This is a genomic window from Caulobacter sp. FV2ye17ST (genome assembly GCF_058680955.1).
On the sequence record NZ_CM178727.1, the window covers coordinates 1049268 to 1067855 of the forward strand.

At 66.3% G+C, this 18588-nt stretch carries 11 protein-coding genes; 5 read left to right on the forward strand and 6 right to left on the reverse strand.

Translation table 11 applies throughout. The features are described 5' to 3' along the window. Nucleotides 1-155 precede the first annotated feature (155 nt). The gene (locus tag ACW17V_RS04995; RefSeq protein ID WP_492107772.1) at nucleotides 156-3095 is read right to left on the reverse strand and encodes a TonB-dependent receptor domain-containing protein; all 2940 of its coding nucleotides are present in this window, start codon (nucleotides 3093-3095) and stop codon (nucleotides 156-158) included. Nucleotides 3096-3697: 602 nt separating this feature from the next. On the opposite strand from ACW17V_RS04995, the gene ACW17V_RS05000 reads away from it, so the two are divergent. The 3 genes from ACW17V_RS05000 to ACW17V_RS05010 all read left to right on the forward strand — a co-directional run bounded on the left by ACW17V_RS05000 (nucleotide 3698) and on the right by ACW17V_RS05010 (nucleotide 7645). Next, nucleotides 3698-4432 carry a 2OG-Fe(II) oxygenase family protein gene (locus ACW17V_RS05000; protein WP_492107773.1) on the forward strand — a complete coding sequence of 245 codons (735 nt, stop codon included), beginning with the start codon at nucleotides 3698-3700 and terminating at the stop codon, nucleotides 4430-4432. A 42-nt stretch (nucleotides 4433-4474) separates the two neighbouring features. Continuing rightward, nucleotides 4475-5035: a hypothetical protein gene (locus ACW17V_RS05005; RefSeq protein WP_492107774.1), complete on the forward strand. Its 561-nt coding sequence runs from the start codon at nucleotides 4475-4477 to the stop codon at nucleotides 5033-5035. 156 nt (nucleotides 5036-5191) lie between these two features. After that, entirely contained in the window at nucleotides 5192-7645 is a 2454-nt protein-coding gene (locus tag ACW17V_RS05010) for a zinc-dependent metalloprotease (RefSeq protein WP_492107775.1), read from the forward strand. On the opposite strand, the gene ACW17V_RS05015 is transcribed toward ACW17V_RS05010, so the two are convergent. Then, nucleotides 7642-8244 carry a helix-turn-helix domain-containing protein gene (locus ACW17V_RS05015; RefSeq protein ID WP_492107776.1) on the reverse strand — a complete coding sequence of 201 codons (603 nt, stop codon included), beginning with the start codon at nucleotides 8242-8244 and terminating at the stop codon, nucleotides 7642-7644. The genes ACW17V_RS05010 and ACW17V_RS05015 overlap by 4 nt on opposite strands. Before the next feature lie 160 nt (nucleotides 8245-8404). Here ACW17V_RS05015 and ACW17V_RS05020 point away from each other — a divergent pair, with 160 nt between their 5' ends. Beyond that, nucleotides 8405-9649 (forward strand): pentapeptide repeat-containing protein, encoded by a 1245-nt coding sequence (locus ACW17V_RS05020; RefSeq protein WP_492107777.1) that lies wholly within the window; start codon nucleotides 8405-8407, stop codon nucleotides 9647-9649. Here the strand turns inward: ACW17V_RS05020 and ACW17V_RS05025 are convergent, their stop codons facing one another. After that, nucleotides 9650-10828, reverse strand: a complete 1179-nt coding sequence (locus ACW17V_RS05025) for an acetyl-CoA hydrolase/transferase family protein (protein WP_492107778.1) — start codon at nucleotides 10826-10828, stop codon at nucleotides 9650-9652. A 243-nt stretch (nucleotides 10829-11071) separates the two neighbouring features. Between ACW17V_RS05025 and ACW17V_RS05030 the strand changes: the two genes are divergently transcribed. Continuing rightward, the gene (locus ACW17V_RS05030; RefSeq protein ID WP_492107779.1) at nucleotides 11072-11959 is read left to right on the forward strand and encodes a TauD/TfdA dioxygenase family protein; all 888 of its coding nucleotides are present in this window, start codon (nucleotides 11072-11074) and stop codon (nucleotides 11957-11959) included. Here the strand turns inward: ACW17V_RS05030 and ACW17V_RS05035 are convergent. The 3 genes from ACW17V_RS05035 to ACW17V_RS05045 form a co-directional block, all read right to left on the reverse strand. Next, nucleotides 11956-13614, reverse strand: a complete 1659-nt coding sequence (locus tag ACW17V_RS05035) for a M10 family metallopeptidase C-terminal domain-containing protein (protein ID WP_492107780.1) — start codon at nucleotides 13612-13614, stop codon at nucleotides 11956-11958. The genes ACW17V_RS05030 and ACW17V_RS05035 overlap by 4 nt on opposite strands. Nucleotides 13615-13772: 158 nt before the next feature. Continuing rightward, nucleotides 13773-15179: an efflux transporter outer membrane subunit gene (locus tag ACW17V_RS05040; protein WP_492107781.1), complete on the reverse strand. Its 1407-nt coding sequence runs from the start codon at nucleotides 15177-15179 to the stop codon at nucleotides 13773-13775. Between the two features lie 149 nt (nucleotides 15180-15328). After that, the gene (locus ACW17V_RS05045) at nucleotides 15329-18508 is read right to left on the reverse strand and encodes an efflux RND transporter permease subunit (RefSeq protein ID WP_492107782.1); all 3180 of its coding nucleotides are present in this window, start codon (nucleotides 18506-18508) and stop codon (nucleotides 15329-15331) included. Nucleotides 18509-18588: the final 80 nt, after the last annotated feature.

Consider the following 18588-nt stretch of genomic DNA (forward strand, 5'->3'; position numbering starts at 1 on the left):
CGGAAATCCGCCGTCCGCGCAATCAATGGAGGATGTTTTTTCGCATACCGGGTTCCGCAGACGAAAAGGCCCGCCCCGGCGTGCCGGGACGGGCCTGATCTTGCTTCTCCAGCGCTTTCCCCGCCGAGCGCCGAAACGCTCGGCGGGGTCAGGTCTTAGTAGCGCAGACGCGCGTTCAGGAAGAATTCGCGGCCGAAAACGTTGTAGGTGGCCGGATAGCCGCTGTTCGACGGCGAGGCGTTGCCGCCCAGGATCGGGTAGGCTTCCTGGGTCAGGTTCTTGACGCCGCCGGTGAAGGCGAGGTTGTCGCTGACTTCCCAGTCGGCCGACAGGTCCCAGTAGTTCTTCGCGCCGATACGCTCGACGGTGTAACGGGTCGCCGGGGCGTCGTCGTTCACATCGTCCAGGTGGCTCCACACCAGATTCAGGCCGAACTGGTTCATCTTCCAGTTCACAGCCGAACGCAGCTTGTGGCGCGGGATCGGGTTGCCGCAACGCGTGCCGAACTTGTCGGCGCACTTGATCGGAGCCGAGATCTCGTCCGGGGTCGTCGTGTACTCCCAGGTGTTGGTGTACAGGGCGCGGAACGACAGCGAGCCCCAATCCGGCATACCCAGGTCTTCCAGGGTGGTGCGGTAGGTGACGCCGATGTCGAAGCCTTCGGTCTTGATCGTGGCGACGTTCTGGGCCGTCAGCGAGATGTAGTCGATCGAGCCGTTGGCGAGGCGGTTGATGGCCTGGCAGTACGGCGAGCTCGGGTTGCCGTTAACGACCGCGCCGTAGCAGACGTTCATGACGTTGGCGGCGCTACCGCCGAAGCTGGCGATGGCGTCCGTGATCTCGATCGAGAAATAGTCGCCCGTGACCGAGAAGTTCGGCAGCCACGACGGCGTATAGGCGAAGCCGTAGGTGTAGGTCTTGGCTTCTTCCGGCGCCAGGTTCGGGTTGCCGCCGTTCAGCGTCTGGGTCTGCTGGTTGGCGTTGATCACGCCGACCAGGTTGGCCGCGACGCCCGAGTTGATGCAGGCCTGACGCGTAGCGGCGTTCGGCGCGGCGCGAGCCGAGCAGTTATCCGTCGCGGTCGGGAAGCCGTTGCTTTGCGGCGCGTACAGTTCGCCGACCGACGGAGCGCGGATCGCCTTGTTGTACGATGCGCGCAGCATCAGGTCGTCGAAGGGCTTCCAGGTGCCGGCCACCTTGTAGGTTTCAACCGGCGAGGGCTGGGTGGTGTAGTCCGACACGCGGCCGGCCAGTTCCAGGTCCAGCGACTGGACGAAGGGCAGATCCTTCAGCAGCGGCACCAGCACTTCGGCATAGGCTTCGTACACGTCGAAGCGGCCGGAGACGGGCGGGCTGGCGTTGAAGCCGGTCAGGTTGCCGACAGCCAGATCCTGGCTGGGGTTGAAGACGAAATCTTCGGCGCGATACTCGGCGCCGACGGCGAAGCCGATCGGGCCCGCCGGCAGCGAGAACATGTTGGCCGTGTCACCGTTGAAGGTAAGGCCGGCGTACAGTTGCTCGTAGTCCTGCGACGAGTTGATGCGGGTCTTGATGAAGTTGGCCGCAGCCGCCGACATCGTGCCGTTGCCGAAGATGTTGACCGGAACGCAACCGCCCGACGGATCCAGACAGCCGGTGCCAGCGGCGTTCAGCAGCAGACCCTGCTGGATGCGCGCCAGGCTGGTGTCGCCCAGCAGCGACTGGCTGCCGTGGGTGTTGCCATACTGGAAGTAGGTTTCGAAGCCGCCGTTGATGGCTTCAATGTCGCCACGAAGGCCCATCTGGACCTGGAAGCCAGTGAAGTTGAAGTCCGCGATACGCGGGCCAACGTCGCTGAGGCGCTTGTTGAACACGCCGGTGACGGTGTCGAAGACGCCGTCGCCGTCAGCGTCGGCGTCCGTGAAGGTGCCGGCGGTCCAGGCGCTGCTGGTCGGGATCGTATAGGCCGTGCTCGAACCCAGGCTGTTCAGCGCGGTCTTGGCCGCGGCGGTCAGGAAGGGGTTGTTGTCGAGGCTGAAGCGGAAGATCCGGTTGCCGGCGGGCGTCGGAGCCAGCTGTGTGACGACCCGGCTGCTGACGAAGTTACCCTTGGCGAAGGCGGTCAGGCCCGGCTTGATCTCGTAGCTGGCCAGCGACGTGACCGAGAAACGCTCCTGCGGGGTCTGCATATAGTTGACCGGCGCGAAGTTGTAGGAGTCGTTCGCCGCGTTGTAGAGGCGGATGTTGCCATCGTTCAGGAAGATACCGGTGTTGGCGGCGTTGTTGGCGACGCCCGGCAGGGTCAGGAACTTGCCTGAGACAAATGCGCCGACGGCGCCGGGCTCGATTGCGCCCGAACCGCTGGGCACCAGGCCGGTGCGGGTGGCGTTGTCGCCCCAGGCGCGGCCCAGCATGCCACCGCGCTCGCCCTGGGTCAGAGCTTCGCGCTTGTTGTAGCCGAGGCTCAGAACCACGTTGCCCTTGCGATCAGCAAAGTTGGCGCCGAAGGTCAGGTCGGCCGAGTAGACCGGGGCTTCGCCATCGTCGGTGGCCTGATAGCCAGCCGACAGCTCCATGCCTTCGAAGTCGTTCTTCAGGATGAAGTTGACGACGCCGGCCACGGCGTCCGAACCGTAAACGGCCGAGCCGCCGCCCGACACCACTTCGATGCGCTTGATCAGCGCGGGCGGGATCAGGTTCAGGTCGACGCTGCCGGCCTGGGTGGTGGGGGTCTGACGCTTGCCGTCAACCAGCACCAGGGTGCGGTTGGAGCCGAGGCCGCGCAGGTTGACCGTGGCGGTGCCGTTGCTGCCGTTGTTCACCGACGAGGTGATGCCGGGCACGGCTTGCGGCAGGGTGTTCAGCAGGTTCTCGGTGTTGACGATGCCCGATTGCTCGAGCTCCTTCTCACCGACCGTCGCGACGGGGCTGCTCGACACCAGGTCAGGACGCGCGATGCGCGAGCCGGTGACGACGATTTCTTCGACCTGCGCGGCTTCTTCAGTGGCAGGCGCGGTCTGCGCGAAAGCGGGCATGGCCATCGCCAGCGGCGCGATCGCGCCGCACAGCACTGTGGTCGCCAGCAGGCGCTTCCTGGTGGACAAAGCGTTAAACATCAAACCTCCAACATATTTTTGCGCCGTCTCGGTTTGAGCCAAGTCGTGACGCCCCCAACGCGCACCGCTGCCGGTGCGTGTTGGACGTGAGAGTGACGGTTGATGAACCTTGGTCAATCTTTCGCAATGCGGCGCAGCAACAATTGGTCGGCTGTGTAGCAAAAGTGACGCATCTGATTGCTGTGAATGGGCATCCTGCCCGAATTTCTACCTGAACGGACGTGAAATGGGGAATAGTATACTTATCGCTATTCTTAAATATTACAGATTGGCAATGATGAAAAACCGTCACCATTCCGACATGTTTTCGGCGATCCAACAGGTGTTTCAGGCTAAAATCATCCACGGCGTCTGAAAGTTCTGTAATCTTTTCGTTAAGGTCTGGCCGCGGTTGTTAACGTCGAATCTCAGCCAACTTCGATCCGCAGGCCAATTGGGCGCTTTGGCAGGAGCAGTTCTGTCGGTTGCTGAGCTTGATCGATCAAACTTTTTGATCGCCCTTCCGGCATGTCGCGGGTTGAACCGCAGAATGGCGATCTGTTACGAAACGGGCGTTCAGGCCCGTTCCGGCGCCGGAGATCCGCTTTGCGCCGGTTCGTTCCATGACGACTCCCTCTCTGATCCGGATCAATCCGGCGCTCGATCCCGCGCCGTTCGCGGCTGTTTATGAAAGGGATGGGGTCGTCCAGATCCCGGTCTTTCTGGATCCCGTCGACGCCGAGGGGATCGCCAGGATCATGGCGGGCCTGACCTGGAACGTCGTGGCGCCCGACGAGACTTCCGAAACCCTGGTGATCAGTCCCCAGGTGATCCAGAAATTCGGCGAGGCTCAGGTCCGACAGTTCCTGCAAGGCGCCTTGAAACGGGCCTCCAGGGGGTTCTCGTTCGTCCACCTGTCCTATGCCTTGCAGGACGAGTATGGCCGCGACCCGACCGCGCCCATTCACCGAGCGACCGAATTCCTGCAGAGCCGGACCTTTCTGGACTTTGGCCAGGCGGTGATCGGCGGCGACCCGGTCGGCGGGGTCCGGGCCCAGGCGTCCAACTATCGGCCGGGCGACTTCCTGACCCTGCATGACGACAGCCACAAGAGCGACGATCGCCTGGCCGCCTTCACCCTGGGCTTCACCCGTGACTGGCGACCGGACTGGGGCGGGCAGTTGCTGTTCCACGACACTGACGGTCAGATCGAGCGAGGCTTCAAGCCAGGCTTCAACGTCCTGACCCTGTTCCGCGTGCCTCGCGCCCATTCGGTGGCGCCGGTCGCGTCCTATGCCGCCGCCAAGCGGCTGTCCCTGACCGGCTGGCTGGTGCGCGAGGCGGCCAAGACGACCTGAAATGCCAGCGCCCTCTTGCGGGGCGTCCCGTCGGCGCTTCCAATGCAGCAGTTCAAATTGTGGGGTCGCATGAAAACCTGGTTCAAGCTTGTCGGGGTCGCGGCCCTCGTCGTTCCCTTGGCCGCGACCGCAGCTGACGCGCCCAAGTCGGCCACCCCTGCGGTGCTGAAAGCCCTCTTCGACTGCCGCGCCATCACCACCGACGCCGAGCGACTGGCCTGCTATGACGCCGCCGTCGGTCAGGTGAACAAGGCCGAGAAGACCGGCGAGGTGATCATCGTCGACCGTCAGGAGGCCCGCGCCGCGCGTCGCCAGGCCTTTGGTCTGGATCTGTCGGCCCTGGCCATCCTCGACCGCAGCGAAGAGAAGACCGAGGTTGACCGGGTTATTGGCGAGGTTGTCAGCGCGCGCCAGAGCCCCGACGGGCGCTGGACGGTCGTGCTGGCCGACGGCGCCGTCTGGAAGCAGGTCGATGATCAGTCGATTTCCAAGGATCCGAAGAAGGGTTCCAGGGCCGAAATCCGCAAGGCGTCGATGGGCAGCTATTTCATGAATCTCGACGGTCAGCGCGCCGTGCGGGCGCGCCGGGCTGACACCCAGTAGGCGCCCCGCCTCGATCCCGGGCGAAGGTGCGGGGCGAGCGTCAAAAATCGGCGCGCCCACTGGCGTTCTGCGAAAGCCGATGAAAAGGTCGCCTCCGCCGGGAGATGGCGCGGGAGTCGCCCGCGCGACCGGCCAGTACGCTTGGGGGCGTCTTACATGCTTGGAACCGTCAGCCGCGCCGCGCTCGCGGCGGCTCTGCTTCTGTCAGCCGCCACGCCGGTTCTAGCCGCCCCGAAGGACAAGGCTCCGGCCTCCGAAGCCGCCCTGGCCGGTACCGCGCGCCAGGACGGCCTGCTGCCCGTGCATATCGACAAGGCCAAGGGTCGCATCCTGTTGTCCCTGCCAAAGCCTGACGCCGATGGCGTCAGTGGCCGGTTCCTTTATGTCGTGGCGTTGAAAACCGGTCTGGGTTCGGCTCCCGTGGGCCTTGACCGCGCGGCTCTGGGTGACACCCAGGTTCTGGTCTTCCGCCGCATCGGCAAGAAGGTCATCGCCGAGTACGAGAACCCCAAGTTCACCGCTGTCGGCGCGCCTGCCGCCGAACAGATCGCGGCCCGCGAGTCCTTCGCCGTCTCGACGGTCTGGGCCGGAGACGTGGTCAGCGACACGTCGGACGGCCGGATCCTCGTGGATATCTCCAGCTTCCTGACCCGCGACGTGATCGGCGCCGCCGACGCCCTGAAGCAGGCTGGGGAGAACGGCTTCAAGCTGGTCTCTGATCTCTCCGTCGCCGACCCCTCGGCGGTGAAGGTCTTTCCCGAGAATATAGAGTTCGAGGCTCGCCAGACCTTCGCTTCGGATACGCCCGGTCCCGAAACGCGCAACATCGCCCCCGACGCCAAGCAGATCACGCTGATCGTCCGGCACTCGCTGGTGAAGCTTCCCGAGCCCGGCTTCGTCCCGCGCGCCTTCGATCCGCGCACGGGCACCTGGGGCGTGATCGGTCTCGACTACGCGGTGCCGCTGGGCGACGATATTGTCGGTCGCTGGGCGCGCCGGTTCCGTCTGGAAAAGACCGATCCGACGGCGGCGCTCTCGCCGGTCAAGAAGCCCATCATCTTCTATGTCGATCGCGCCGCGCCCGAGCCGATCCGCACCGCTCTGGTCGAGGGCGCGGCGTGGTGGGCCAAGGCCTTCGAGGCGGCGGGCTTCAAGGACGCCTATCGCGTCGAGGTCCTGCCCGAAGGTGTCGACCCTCTGGACGTGCGCTACAGCGTCATCAACTGGGTCGACCGCGCCACCCGGGGCTGGTCGATGGGCCAGTCGGTTTCCGATCCGCGCACCGGCGAGATCCTCAAGGGCTCGGTGATCCTGGGCGCGCTGCGCGTGCGCCAGGACATGATGATCTTCGAAGGTCTGGTCGGGGCCGACCAGAACGGCCAGGGCGGTCCCAACGATCCGATCCAGGTCTCACTGGCGCGTCTGCGGCAGCTGTCGGCCCACGAAGTCGGCCACTCGCTGGGCTTTGCGCACAATTTCGCGGCCTCGACCCAGGACCGCGCCTCGGTGATGGACTATCCTGCGCCGCGCGTGAAGGTGACGGACGGCCGGATCGACCTGTCGGACGCCTATGGCGTGGGGGTCGGCGCCTGGGACATGTTCACGGTCGACTGGCTGTATGGCGATGCGCCCAAGGAGACCCTGGCGGCCAAGGCGGCGGCGGCAAAGCTCCGCTACATCACGGACAGCGACGCGCGGGGCCCCAATTCCGGCCAGCCCTGGGGCGCGCTGTGGGATGATGGCGCGGACTCGGTCGCCGAACTGCGGCGGATGATCGGCGTGCGCCGGGTGGCCATCGACCAGTTCGGTCTGAACGCCCTGAAGACTGGCGAAACGGTCGAGACCCTGAAGCGCAAATATGTGCCGATCTACCTGCTGCATCGCTATCAGGTTGAAGCTGCGGTCAAGCAGGTGGCGGGCGTCGAGTTCAGCTATGCGGTCAAGGGCGACGCGGGTCAGGTTGCGCCGCTGGTCGCGCCTGACAGGCAGCGCGCGGCGCTGGCCGCCTTGATGGCGACCCTGGCGCCGGCCGAGCTGGACACGCCGGAAAACCTGCTCCCCCTGCTGTCGGGCGGGCAATCGGGCGAGACCGATCGCCAGCATGTCATCGAGCTGTTCGCTGGGATGGGCGGCCCGGTGTTCGATCCGCTGGTGGCCGCCGATGTGGCTGCCGGCGTGACCCTGGATCCGCTGCTAGCGCCCGACCGCCTGACGCGGCTGGTCGACCAGCATCGCCGAGATCCCGCCCAGCCCGGTGTTGGCGAGGTGGTCGATACGCTGCTGGCGACGGTCTTCGCGCCGGCCCCGGGACGTCAGGCCGAGGTCGCTCGCCGGGTCCGGTGGCGCACGGTTTTGAACCTGGTCGCCGCTGCGCGTGACGTGAAACGCTCGCCCCAGGCTGCGGCCGAGATCGATCTGAAGCTCTCGGACCTGGCCGCGCGCCTCAAGGCAGCGCCGGGTAGCGACGCCTCCGACCGCGCGCTGAATCTGCGTCTGGCGGCCCTGCTCAAGGACGGCGACGAGCTGGCCCGCGTGTTGGGCGAGACCAAGCTGAAGCCCGAAACCCCGCCCGGCATGCCCATTGGGGATATTGACCTGGGGATCGACTAGGCTGGCTCTGCCGGCGCGCCCCGCTGCAAAACGCTGGGCGTGCCGACATAGAGCAGGACGGCTTCCTTGTCCGTGCGGTTCTCCACCGTGTGGGGCGCGCGGGCGTCGAAGTGCATGCTGTCGCCGGCCTTGAGCAGGGTGTGGATGTCGCCGGCCCGGGCATAGAGCTCGCCCTCCAGCACATAGCGGAAGTGCTCGCCATTGCGGGTGTCGACCGGAAAGCAGTGGCCGGGCGGAATGCGCATCAGAACCGCGTCCAGCTTGCGATCTGGGAGGGCTGAGGAGAGGTCGAAATAGGCCACCGGCGAGTCCACGGCGATTTCGGCCGGCTCGTCGGCGCGGCGCACCATGTCCTGGGCCTGCGGGATTTCCATGAAATAGGAGACCTCGACCTGGAGACCCTTGGCCAGGCCAAGCATCGACATCAGCGACGGCGTGGTGAGGTCGCGTTCTGCCTGTGACAGGAAGGGCTTGGACAGGCCCGATCGATCGGCCAGTTCCTGCAGGGTTAGGCCCAACGCCTTGCGACGCGACTTGATCCGCGCGCCGATCGGCTGGCGGCGCTTCTTCCGGGGTTGGTTTTTTCCTTCGAGAATCATGAGGTCATGTTCTCAGTTTGAGCGGGCGCCGCGCCAGTTGATTTCGCGTAACCTTCGCCGGTCCGCGGACATGCCTGCGGTCGACCGAAAATAAACGGTTTGAGCTTAACTGTGAGGCTCAGACGAGTCCGGCCTTCGCCGCTCGAGAGAGACCGCACCTGTGGCTTTGAAGCCGGCCAAACAGCTTGAGCGCATTCGCGTCAACCAGCGTGAGGCCCATCTGATGGTCGCCGCGCATGAGTGGTTCGTCGCGCGAAAGCCGGGTGGTCGGCGACTGGTGCTGCGCTTTGCGATCATGGAGGATATCGATCTTTCCGGGCGCGATCTGGCTGACGCAGATCTGACCGGCAGCACCCTGGTTCGCTGCAAGTTTGATCGGGCGCGGCTGGCCCGGGCCTGTCTGTTCGGCGCGGATCTGCAGGGCAGCAGTTTCGTCGGCGCCTCTCTGGTCCAGGCCGACATGCGGGGCGCGCGGCTGAAGGGGGCCAACCTCTCTCACGCCAACATGACCCAGGCCGATCTGAGGGCGGGTCGGATCGCCATCTCTGATGAGGAAACCAAGTTCGCGCTCATTCGCCACAAGGTCTCGGCCGGTCAGCTGGACGGGGCCAATGTCTCGGGCGCGGTCCTCGACAGGTCTCGCCTGGACGACGTGTCCGCGGCGGCGGCGGACTTTTCCGAATGCTCGATGCGCGGCGCGAAACTTGTCGGCGCCAATCTCAAGAACGCCAGTCTGCGCGGGGCTGTGATCGACGATGTCGACGTGCGCGGCGCCAATCTGGAGAGCGCCGACTTCAGCGATGCGGTGCTGACGCGCGTGGATCTGGCCCAGGCCCGGACGATGGGCGCGGTCATGGATCGCTGCCTGTGCGACCCGGGAGCGGACGCCGCCGCACGCGCCGCCCTTATCTTCGTCAAGCTGGCGGCGCACCGAGAGTGGGTGACCAGCGGCGGCAAGTCGGGCGAACCCGCCGTGCTGGACGGCGAGGACCTGCGACCCATCGCCGACATGGCGGGCGCCTTCCTGACGGCGGTCAGCGCCAGAAATGCGTGTCTGGCCGGAATGGATCTTCGGCGGATTTCACTGCAGGGGGCGCTGCTGGACGGCGCCGATCTGCGCGGCGCCATCCTGCGCGAAGCCGACCTGCGCGGCGCCAGTCTTCTGGGCGCGAACCTCAAACAGGCCGATCTTCGAAGGGCGCTCCTGAGCGCGCTGCCCTTCAAGGTCGATCGCGAAAAGCCCACCCAACTGGCCAAGGCCAATCTGCGCTACGCCGATCTTCGCGAGGTCGATCTGGGGGATACGGATCTGTCCAACACCGACCTGCATGGCTCCAGGCGCTCGGCGGCCCAGGTCGCGACAAACGATGCGGACGATGACGGCGCCTTCGTGCTGGACATGTAGTCAGACGCCGCGTCGCCACGTCTGACGCAGGGCCGCCCGGTGGTCGGGGGCGGCGATCTCGATCAACGCCATGGCGCGCGCCTCGCCTTGTAGCGCTCGCAGGTCGACCGCGCCGTGTTCGGTCACCACGATCCCGACCTCAGAGGCGGGAAGGGTCGGCGGAACATCCAGGTGTGGAACGATCCGGCTGATCGCGCCGCCTTTGGCGGTGGAGCCCAGGGCTATGATCGGCAGCCCGCCAAGCGAGCGCCGCGCGCCGCCGATGAAGTCGGGCAGGCCGCCGGGACCCGAGATCGCTTCGCCATCCACCCATTCGGCGTTCACCTGGCCCCGCAGATCAACCTCGATGGCCGAATTGACGGCGACGAAGGTCGGGATCAGGGCCAGGCGGGCGACGTCATGCGTCTCCAGCGCGGGGGCCATGACGACGCCCGGGAGATCAGCGGCCTCGGCGTAGAAGGCGCGCGACCCCAGCAGGCTGCCCGTGGTCACCCGTGCAAAGACGCCCTGGCGGATCAGCGCGGCGACCGGATCGCAGATCATGCCGCTGTGAAGCGACAGGCCCTCCTTGCCGGCCAGACCCGCCCAGAGGGCGTCGCCTAGTCGCCCGATGCCAGCCTGCACCGTCGCGCCGTTGGGGATCAGCGCCGCGACATGGTCGATGATCCGTGTCTCGACGGACCCTGGCGCGCGCACGACATATTCCACCAGCGGGGTGTCGAGTTCGATGAGTTCGTCGAAGACGCTGACGGGCGTCGTCGGCGATCCAGGCAGCCGGGGCAGGGACGGGTTGATCACGCCGATCCTGATCGCGCACCGCTCCAGCGCCGTCGGCGGAAAATCGATGGTCGGGCCGAACGAACAGAGGCCTTCGGCGTCTGGTGGCGTGACCATGAACAGCCCCGCCGCATAGCGCGCCGCGGCCACCCGCCGGGCGAAGCCATGATAGGTCGTCGGCAGACGCTCGAACCGTCCCGCCGCGGCGACGGACCGCCAGGCGGGCGACATGAACGGCCCCGCCATACGGGCGTCTGGTCCCAGGCTGCTCCAGTCGAACCTGTTGACGCCGGGGATGAAGCCACCCTCGAAGGTTGCCGACAGCAGGGGTTCCAGCCGTCGCGACAGGGGCGCGGCGGCGAAGGGCTCGGCGGCCGAGGCGCTGACAAAGACGCGGATCATGGTGGGGCTTCCGTCAGCGGCCGACTAGTGAGGCACGGCGCCGATATAGCCCAGAGTGGCGGCCCGGTGCACCGCCTCGGAACGCCTGTCACACCCGCAGCCATAAGCCGGCCTGTCCTGGGCCTCTGACAGGGGCGGGAGAAAAACTCCGTTGAGCCTGAAAACCTCGCGCGTAGGGTAGGGGCAATGAAAGCCGCCCGCGCGGACGGACGGCGCCTGATGCCTGTCCAATGGGAGGACGCCATGAACGCGCACGCGCCTATCGTCGCCGATGAGACCCCCGACTATGCGGGTCTGACCGTCACCCCCGTCAGCACGGTGCTGGGCGCCGAGATTTCCGGGCTCGATCTACGCCAGCCACTGACGCTCGAGGTTATCGCGGCGATCCGCGCCGCTCTGCTGCGCCACAAGGTGATATTCTTCCGCGACCAGGACATCAGCCACGAGGACCATGTTCGCTTCGGTCGGTATTTCGGCGATCTGGAGGGCCATCCGGTCACCAGCCATGTGCCGGGCTTTCCGGAAATCCTGCACATCGAGGCCGCCGATGGCATGAAGCTGCGCGAGGAGATCGTGCCGCTCGTGCGGGTCGCCAACAAGTGGCACACCGATGTCACCTTCCGCGCCGCACCGTCGATGGGCGGCGTGCTGCGGGCGCGGCATCTGCCGCCGCTGGGCGGCGACACCCTGTTCGCCGACACCGCCGCCATCTATCGCGATCTGCCTCAGGCCCTGAAGGACAAGCTGGCCGACCTGACCGCCGAGCACGACATCATCCAGAGCTATGGCTACCGCGTCGACCAGGCCAAGCGCGACGAGCTGCGCGCCGCCTATCCGCTGATGGTCCATCCGGTGATCCGCACCCATCCGGAGACCGGCGAGAAGCACCTGTTCGTCAACAAGGTCTTCACGACCCGCATCCTGGGCCTGCCCGAGGACGAAGCCAGGACCCTGCTGGCCGACCTGCTGGATCGTGTGAAGACGCCGGAATATCAGGTCCGCTTCCGCTGGACGCCGAACGCGATCGTCTTCTGGGATAACCGCGCCACCCAGCACTACGCCATCCTCGACTACTGGCCGCAGGAGCGGATCGTCGAGCGCGTGACGATCGTCGGCGACGCGCCCTACTAGCCGCCGATCAGCCAGTCACCGGTCAGGGCCGAGATGTTGACCCCGGCAAGGATGATCAGGTCGCCGCCGCCCAGGTCGATGATGGCGCTCGTCCCGCTCTGGTAGACGCTGTGGGCCTGCCCGGCATCCAGCTGAATGCGGTCACCCTGGGCGCGGTTGAAGTCGGTGATCAGATCAGAGCCGGCGCCGGAGAAGCTGTAGAAGATATCCGCCCCGGCCCCGCCGGTGATGTTGTCGGCGCCGCGGTCGCCGGCCAGCCAGTCATTGCCTTCGTCGCCTGACAGGACATCGTCACCCTGGCCGCCGCGGACGATGTCATTCCCGACGCCGCCATAGCAGACATCGTTGCCGAGGTTGCCGTAGACGATGTCATCGCCGGCGTCGCCGAACAGCTGGTCGTTGTTTTGGCCGCCGACAACCCAGTCCGCGCCATTGCCGCCATAGCCGTAGTCGGCGCCGACATTGCCGTTGATCTGGTCGAAGCCATCACCGCCCGTGATCGTGTCGTTGCCGTCATTGCCGTCCAGGCGATCGTCGCCGGCCAGGCCGTTGAGGGTGTCGTTCCCCGCTTCGCCACGCAGCCAGTTGGCCGAGGCGTTGCCGGTTATGGTGTCGACGCCGGAACCGCCGCGCGCATCCTCGATGACGGCGCCCATGGCCACGGCGACATTGCCGACCAGACCACCCACGTCCGAGAAATGGCCTTGCCGAAGATCGATGATCTGGCTGTTGGAGTAGCCCGAGAAGTCGAGGGTGTCCTTTCCGCCCGCGTCCCAGACGGCGAAGATCACCTTGGTGGAGGCTGTCGTGGCCTCAAACCAGGATCGGCCGGCGTTCGAGTTGAAGCCGTAGATCGTGTCGCCGGTGCGGGTGGTCGTGTTGACCCCGTACTCCGCCTGCGCGGCCGCTATGTCGTCGAGCTGTGGAGCGGACGCGAAGCGGCCGCCATAGCTGGCGCCGGTGTTGCGCTCGCTGAAATAGCTCATCACCGTATATTGGCGGGAGTCCTGATAGTAGTCGGCGTCCGCGTCATAGCTGAAGCTGGCCCCGTCGACCGCGTCATAGTCGGAGGGGTGGCTCAAGCCGATGGCGTGGCCCAGCTCATGGACAAGGACCGAGCCGCCGTAGTTGCTGGCCGCGGGGGTGACGTTGTAGTCCAGCGTGGTGTTGACCCAGACATCGCCCGAGCGCGCTGTGACCGCCGGGTTACCCGGAAGGTAGGCGAAGGCGACAGCGCCCTCCACGCCGCTGGAATAGTTGCCGAACAGGATCGAAGCCTGGTTCGAATAGGCCGCCTCTCCGGTCGAGCCCGCACCGACCCGGATGAAGGTGATGTTGGCGACGTCCGACCACGACGTCAGGGCCAGTTCCGCCTGCTGGATCTGAGCGGTGTTGAAACGCGAGAACCCGGCTGCGTCGTCGGGCATGGTGTCAGGCGCCGTCGAGCGGAAGCCATAGGTCAGGGTGTAGGACTGGCCGAGGGCCGCAGACCAGCCAGGCGCGAAGCCGACCAGGGTCAGCCCTGCCGTTTCAACAGTCAGGCTCGGTTTGCCGTTGACGGTCGCGCCGGCCCGGCCATCTGCATTGAGATAGAATTGGAGGTCTTCGGTTCCCGCCGTAGCGAGAGTTTCGGTCTGGGAGACATCAAACGCCATCGCGACACTTACTCATGGAAAAGGTCCCCCGACCTGACCTTGAACCTAGTCCCGCTGTTCCGCCGCCACAATACTGCAGCCCTTGCGACGGATGGACGCGTGGACAGTGAGCGCCAGCGGCGGTGAACGGAGCGTTACCGTAACCGCCGCTGCTTTCTCTACACGGCCGCCTTCGTCCAGCCGCCGCCCAGCGCCTTGTAGAGGGCCACTACATCGGTGTTGACGCTGGTCTCGGCGACGCTGAGGGCGTCCTCGGCGGCCAGAAGGGTGCGTTCGGCGTCCAGCAGCACCAGGAAGTCGATGCCGCCTTCCTTGTACTGGATGCGCGCCAGTTCGGCCGCGCGGCGCGAGGCGGCGGACTGGTCGACCAGGCTTTTCAGCTGGGCCTGCCGCTCACGGTAGGAAACCAGGGCGTTTTCCAGGTCTTCCAGCGCCCGCAGCACTGTCTGGTCATAGGCGGCCAGCGAGGCGTCGCCGCGGGCCTCTTGCGCCTTGAGCCGCGCATGAGCGCCGCCGAGGTCCAGAGCCGGCCAGGTGACGCTGGGCGCGAGCGACCAGGCCTGGCTGGCGCTATCGCCGAAGGTCGAGGATGAGCCCGACAAGAAGCCGACGAAGCCGGTCACTCGAACACGCGGGAAGAGGTCGGCCGTGGCCACCCCCACCCTGGCGGTCTGGGCGGCCAGGCGACGCTCGGCGGCCTGAACGTCGGGCCGGCGGCGAAGCAGATCGGCGGCGTCGCCGATGGGCAGGGCCGCGATCCGGGGGCGGATCTCGGTCTCGCGAGCCACCAGGAGGGCGTCCAGGGCGCCCGGCCGCTGACCGGTGAGCACGGCCAGGCGGTGGTTGGCGCGCTTCTCGGCCGTGATCAGAGCGGGAATTGCCGCCTCGGTCGCGTTGAGGCGCGCCTGCGCCGAGGCGACGTCGATGGGATTACCGGCCCCGGCGTCGAACCGCACGCGGGTCAGGCGCACGGTCTCGCGCTGGGTGCCGAGGTTGCGTTCCGCGACGGCGAGGCGAGCCTGCGCGCCGCGCAGTTCGAGGTAGTTCCGAGCCACCTCGGCGGCGATGGTCACCTGGGCGTCGCGCAGGTCGGCCTGGGCCGCCCCGCTCTCGGCCCGGGCGGCCTCGACGCCGCGCCGCACCCGGCCGAACAGGTCGATCTCCCAGCCGGCGTCGAAGCCGGCCTGGTAGGTGTCGCTCTCGACCCGCTGGCCGCCGGAGCCCGGCTGTTGCTGGTCGCTGGTCTGGTAGGTCCCGCCGGCGGCAACCCGGGGCAACTGATCGAGGCGCGCGTCCCTGAACAGGGCGCGGGCCTCGTCGACCCGGGCGACGGCGATGGCGATGTCCAGATTGTCGCCCAGGGCCTTGGTCACCAACTGGTCCAGCACCGGGTCGCCAAAGCCTTTCCACCATTCGGCTTCGGGATTGGCGGCGATGAAGGTGTCGGCGGCGGCGTTCTGGAACACCGCCGGTGGGGTGGTCGGGGTCTTGTAGTTGGGGCCGACGGCGCAGGCGGCGGCCAGCAACGAGACGCCGGCGACGAGGATCGCCTTCAGGGCGAGCATGGCTCTGGATCCCCTCCCGTCATGGCGGGCCCGGGCCGGGCGACCCAGGTGAAGCGGTCCAAAGGAGCTGTACTTGGCCCCGCTTGGGTCCATCGCGTTCCGCGGGGGATAGCCGGTGTTCTGCAGTTGGGTTTGAACGAGGGCGGACATCAGTGCGCCTCCACGGTGGTCGTCGGAAGGGGGGGCGTCGTCTCGACCGCCTTGCGGGCGGCGTTGCGACGGATGACGAAGTAGAAGATCGGGGTCAGGACCAGGCCGAAGACCGTGACGCCCAGCATGCCGGAGAACACCGCCACGCCCATCGCCTTGCGCATCTCCGAACCCGCGCCGTGGCTGACGACCAGCGGCCACACGCCCATGATGAAGGCGATCGATGTCATCAGGATCGGCCGCAGGCGCAGACGACAGGCTTCCAGCACCGCCTGCAGCGGCGTGTCGCCATGTTCCTCTCGCTCTTTGGCGAACTCGACGATCAGGATGGCGTTCTTGCAGGCCAGCCCCACCAGCACGATCAGCCCGATCTGGGTGAAGATGTTGTTGTCGCCATGGGTCAGCAGCACGCCGGCCAGGGCCGACAGCAGGGTCATCGGCACGATCAGGATGACCACCAGCGGCAGGGTCCAGCTTTCGTACTGGGCGACCAGCACCAGGAAGGCCAGCAGCACGCACAGCGGGAAGATGTAGACCGCCGAATTGCCGGCCAGGATCTGCTGGTAGGTCAGCTCGGTCCACTCATAGCCCATGCCGTTGGGCAGCTCCTTCTTGGCCAGGTCTTCCAGCGCCTTCTGGGCCTGGCCGGACGAGAAGCCGGGCGAGGGGCCGCCGTTGATCTCGGCGGTCAGCATGCCGTTGTAGTGGCTTTCGCGGTCGGGACCGGTGGCCTCCTTGAAGCTGACGAAGCTGCCCAAGGGGATCATCTGGCCGGCGTTGTTCCGCGTCTGGAGGCGCAGCATCTGCTCCGGTTGCAGACGGAATTTCTGATCGGCCTGGACGTTGACCTCGTAGGTGCGGCCAAAGCGGTTGAAGTCGTTGACGTACAGCGAGCCCAGATAGACTTGCATGGTCTCGAAGAGGTCGGTCAGCGACACGCCCGAGGCTCGGGCCTTTTCGCGGTCGATGTCGGCCTGGATCTTCGGCACGCCGACCTGATAGCTGGAGAACACGCCGGCCAGGGCGGGGTCTTGCCGCGCCTTGTCCATCAGGTTCTGAGTGGCCTTGTACAGCTCGTCCGAACCCAGGCCCGCCTTGTCGACGATCTGCATGCGGAAGCCGCCGATGGTGCCCAGGCCCTGAACCGAAGGCGGCGGGAAGACCGCGATCTGCGCGTCGGGGATGGCGCCGAACTTCTGGTTCAGCGCGCCGACGATGGCGCCGGCCGATTCCGCCTTGCCGCGACGGTCCTTGAACTCGTCGAGGGCGAAGAAGATCGCGCCCGAGTTGGGGCTGTTGATCAGACCGTTCACCGACAGGCCGGGGAAGGCGATGGCATGCTTGACACCCGGAACCTTCAAGGCGATGTCGCCCATCTGCCGAACGACCGCTTCGGTGCGGTCCAGTGAGGCCGCGTCGGGCAATTGCACGACGGCGACCACATAGGCCTTGTCCTGCTGGGGCACGAAGCCGCCCGGGGTCTTGCTGAAGGCGAAGACCGTCAGGATCAGCAGGATGCCGTAGACCACCAGGCCGGCGGTCGACTTGCCCAGGCTCTTGGCCACACCGTTGACATAGCCGTTGGAAGCCTTGGCGAAGAAGCGGTTGAACGGGTTGAACAGCCAGCCCAGGGCCGCGTCGATCATCTTCTGGAAACGGTCCTTGGGGGCGTCGTGACTCTTGAGGAGCACGGCGGCCAGGGCCGGCGACAGGGTCAGGGAGTTGAAGGCCGAGATCACCGTCGAGATGGCGATGGTCAGGGCGAACTGACGATAGAACTGGCCCGACAGGCCGGTGATGAAGGCGGTCGGAATGAACACCGCGCACAGCACCAGGGCCGTGGAGATGATCGGTCCGGTGACCTCGCTCATGGCCTTGCGGGTGGCCGCGGCCGGTTCGAGCCCGTTGGCGATATTGCGCTCGACGTTCTCGACCACGACGATGGCGTCATCGACGACGATGCCGATGGCCAGGACGAGGCCGAAAAGGGTCAGGGCGTTGAGGCCGAAGCCCAGCATCAGCAGCACCGCGAAGGTGCCGACCAGGGAGACCGGCACGGCGATCAGCGGAATGATCGAGGCGCGCCAGCCTTGCAGGAACAGCACCACCACCAGAACCACCAGGATGATGGCCTCGATCAGGGTGTGGACCACCGAGTCGATGCTTTCATGCACGAAGGCGGTGGTGTCGTAGACGATCTCGTAGTCGACGCCTTCGGGGAAGTCCTTCTTCAGCTCCTGCATCGTCTTCTTGACGTCGGCGGCCATGGCCAGAGCGTTGGAGCCGGGACGCTGGAAGATCGGCATGGCGACGGCCGACTTGTTGTCGAGCAGCGAGCGCAGGGCGTAGTTGTTGGCGCCCAGTTCCACGCGGGCCACTTCGCCCAGGCGGGTGATTTCGCCGTTGTCGCCCGAGCGGATGATCACGTCGCGAAACTGCTCCTCGTCGGTCAGGCGGCCAGGGGCGTTGATCGACAGCTGGAAGTCCGAACCCATGTTGGTGGGCGGCGCGCCCAGCTGGCCGGCGGCCACCTGAACGTTCTGCTCGCGCAGGGCCCGGACCACGTCGCCGGCCGTCATGTTCAGCGAGGCCAGCTTTTCCGGATCCAGCCACACCCGCATGGAATAGGCGCCGGCGCCGAAGATCTGAACGTCTCCCACGCCATCGACCCGCTTGATGCGGTCCTTGATGTTCAGCTGGGCGTAGTTGCTCAGATAGAGCATGTCGTAGCGATTGTTCGGCGAGGTCATGTGCACGACCATGGTCAGGTCGGGCGAGGCCTTGTCGGTGGTCACGCCGATGCGCTGCACCTCCTGGGGCAGTTTCGGCAGGGCCTGGGCGACGCGGTTCTGCACCTGCACCTGGGCCTTATCGAGATCGGTCCCGAGGGCGAAGGTGACGGTCAGCACCATCGCGCCGTCGGCGGCCGATTGCGACGACTGGTACAGCATGCCCTCGACGCCGTTGATCGCCTGCTCCAGCGGGGCGGCGACGGTCTGGCCGATGACGGCGGGGTTGGCCCCCGGATAGGCGGCGCGCACGACCACGGTGGGCGGCACCACTTCGGGATATTCCGAGATCGGCAGGCGCGGCAGCGCCACCAGTCCGGCGATGAAGATGACGATCGAGAGCACGGCGGCGAACCGTGGTCTGCTCACGAAGAACTTGGAGAAATTCATGGGAGGCTTCCGGGGAGGAGGCGAAGAGGGGGCGTCAGCGCCGACCGGGGTGGTCGGCGCTCTGCATTCAAGCCTTGGAT

What these genes read in the sequence shown, in the direction of transcription:
- ACW17V_RS04995 (WP_492107772.1), bottom strand. Translation starts at nt 3,095, where the DNA reads ATGTTTAACGCTTTGTCCACCAGGAAGCGCCTGCTGGCGACCACAGTG.
- ACW17V_RS05030 (WP_492107779.1), top strand. Translation starts at nt 11,072, where the DNA reads ATGAACGCGCACGCGCCTATCGTCGCCGATGAGACCCCCGACTATGCG.
- ACW17V_RS05005 (WP_492107774.1), top strand. Translation starts at nt 4,475, where the DNA reads ATGCAGCAGTTCAAATTGTGGGGTCGCATGAAAACCTGGTTCAAGCTT.
- ACW17V_RS05000 (WP_492107773.1), top strand. Translation starts at nt 3,698, where the DNA reads ATGACGACTCCCTCTCTGATCCGGATCAATCCGGCGCTCGATCCCGCG.
- ACW17V_RS05045 (WP_492107782.1), bottom strand. Translation starts at nt 18,508, where the DNA reads ATGAATTTCTCCAAGTTCTTCGTGAGCAGACCACGGTTCGCCGCCGTG.
- ACW17V_RS05015 (WP_492107776.1), bottom strand. Translation starts at nt 8,244, where the DNA reads ATGATTCTCGAAGGAAAAAACCAACCCCGGAAGAAGCGCCGCCAGCCG.
- ACW17V_RS05035 (WP_492107780.1), bottom strand. Translation starts at nt 13,614, where the DNA reads ATGGCGTTTGATGTCTCCCAGACCGAAACTCTCGCTACGGCGGGAACC.
- ACW17V_RS05025 (WP_492107778.1), bottom strand. Translation starts at nt 10,828, where the DNA reads ATGATCCGCGTCTTTGTCAGCGCCTCGGCCGCCGAGCCCTTCGCCGCC.
- ACW17V_RS05040 (WP_492107781.1), bottom strand. Translation starts at nt 15,179, where the DNA reads ATGCTCGCCCTGAAGGCGATCCTCGTCGCCGGCGTCTCGTTGCTGGCC.
- ACW17V_RS05010 (WP_492107775.1), top strand. Translation starts at nt 5,192, where the DNA reads ATGCTTGGAACCGTCAGCCGCGCCGCGCTCGCGGCGGCTCTGCTTCTG.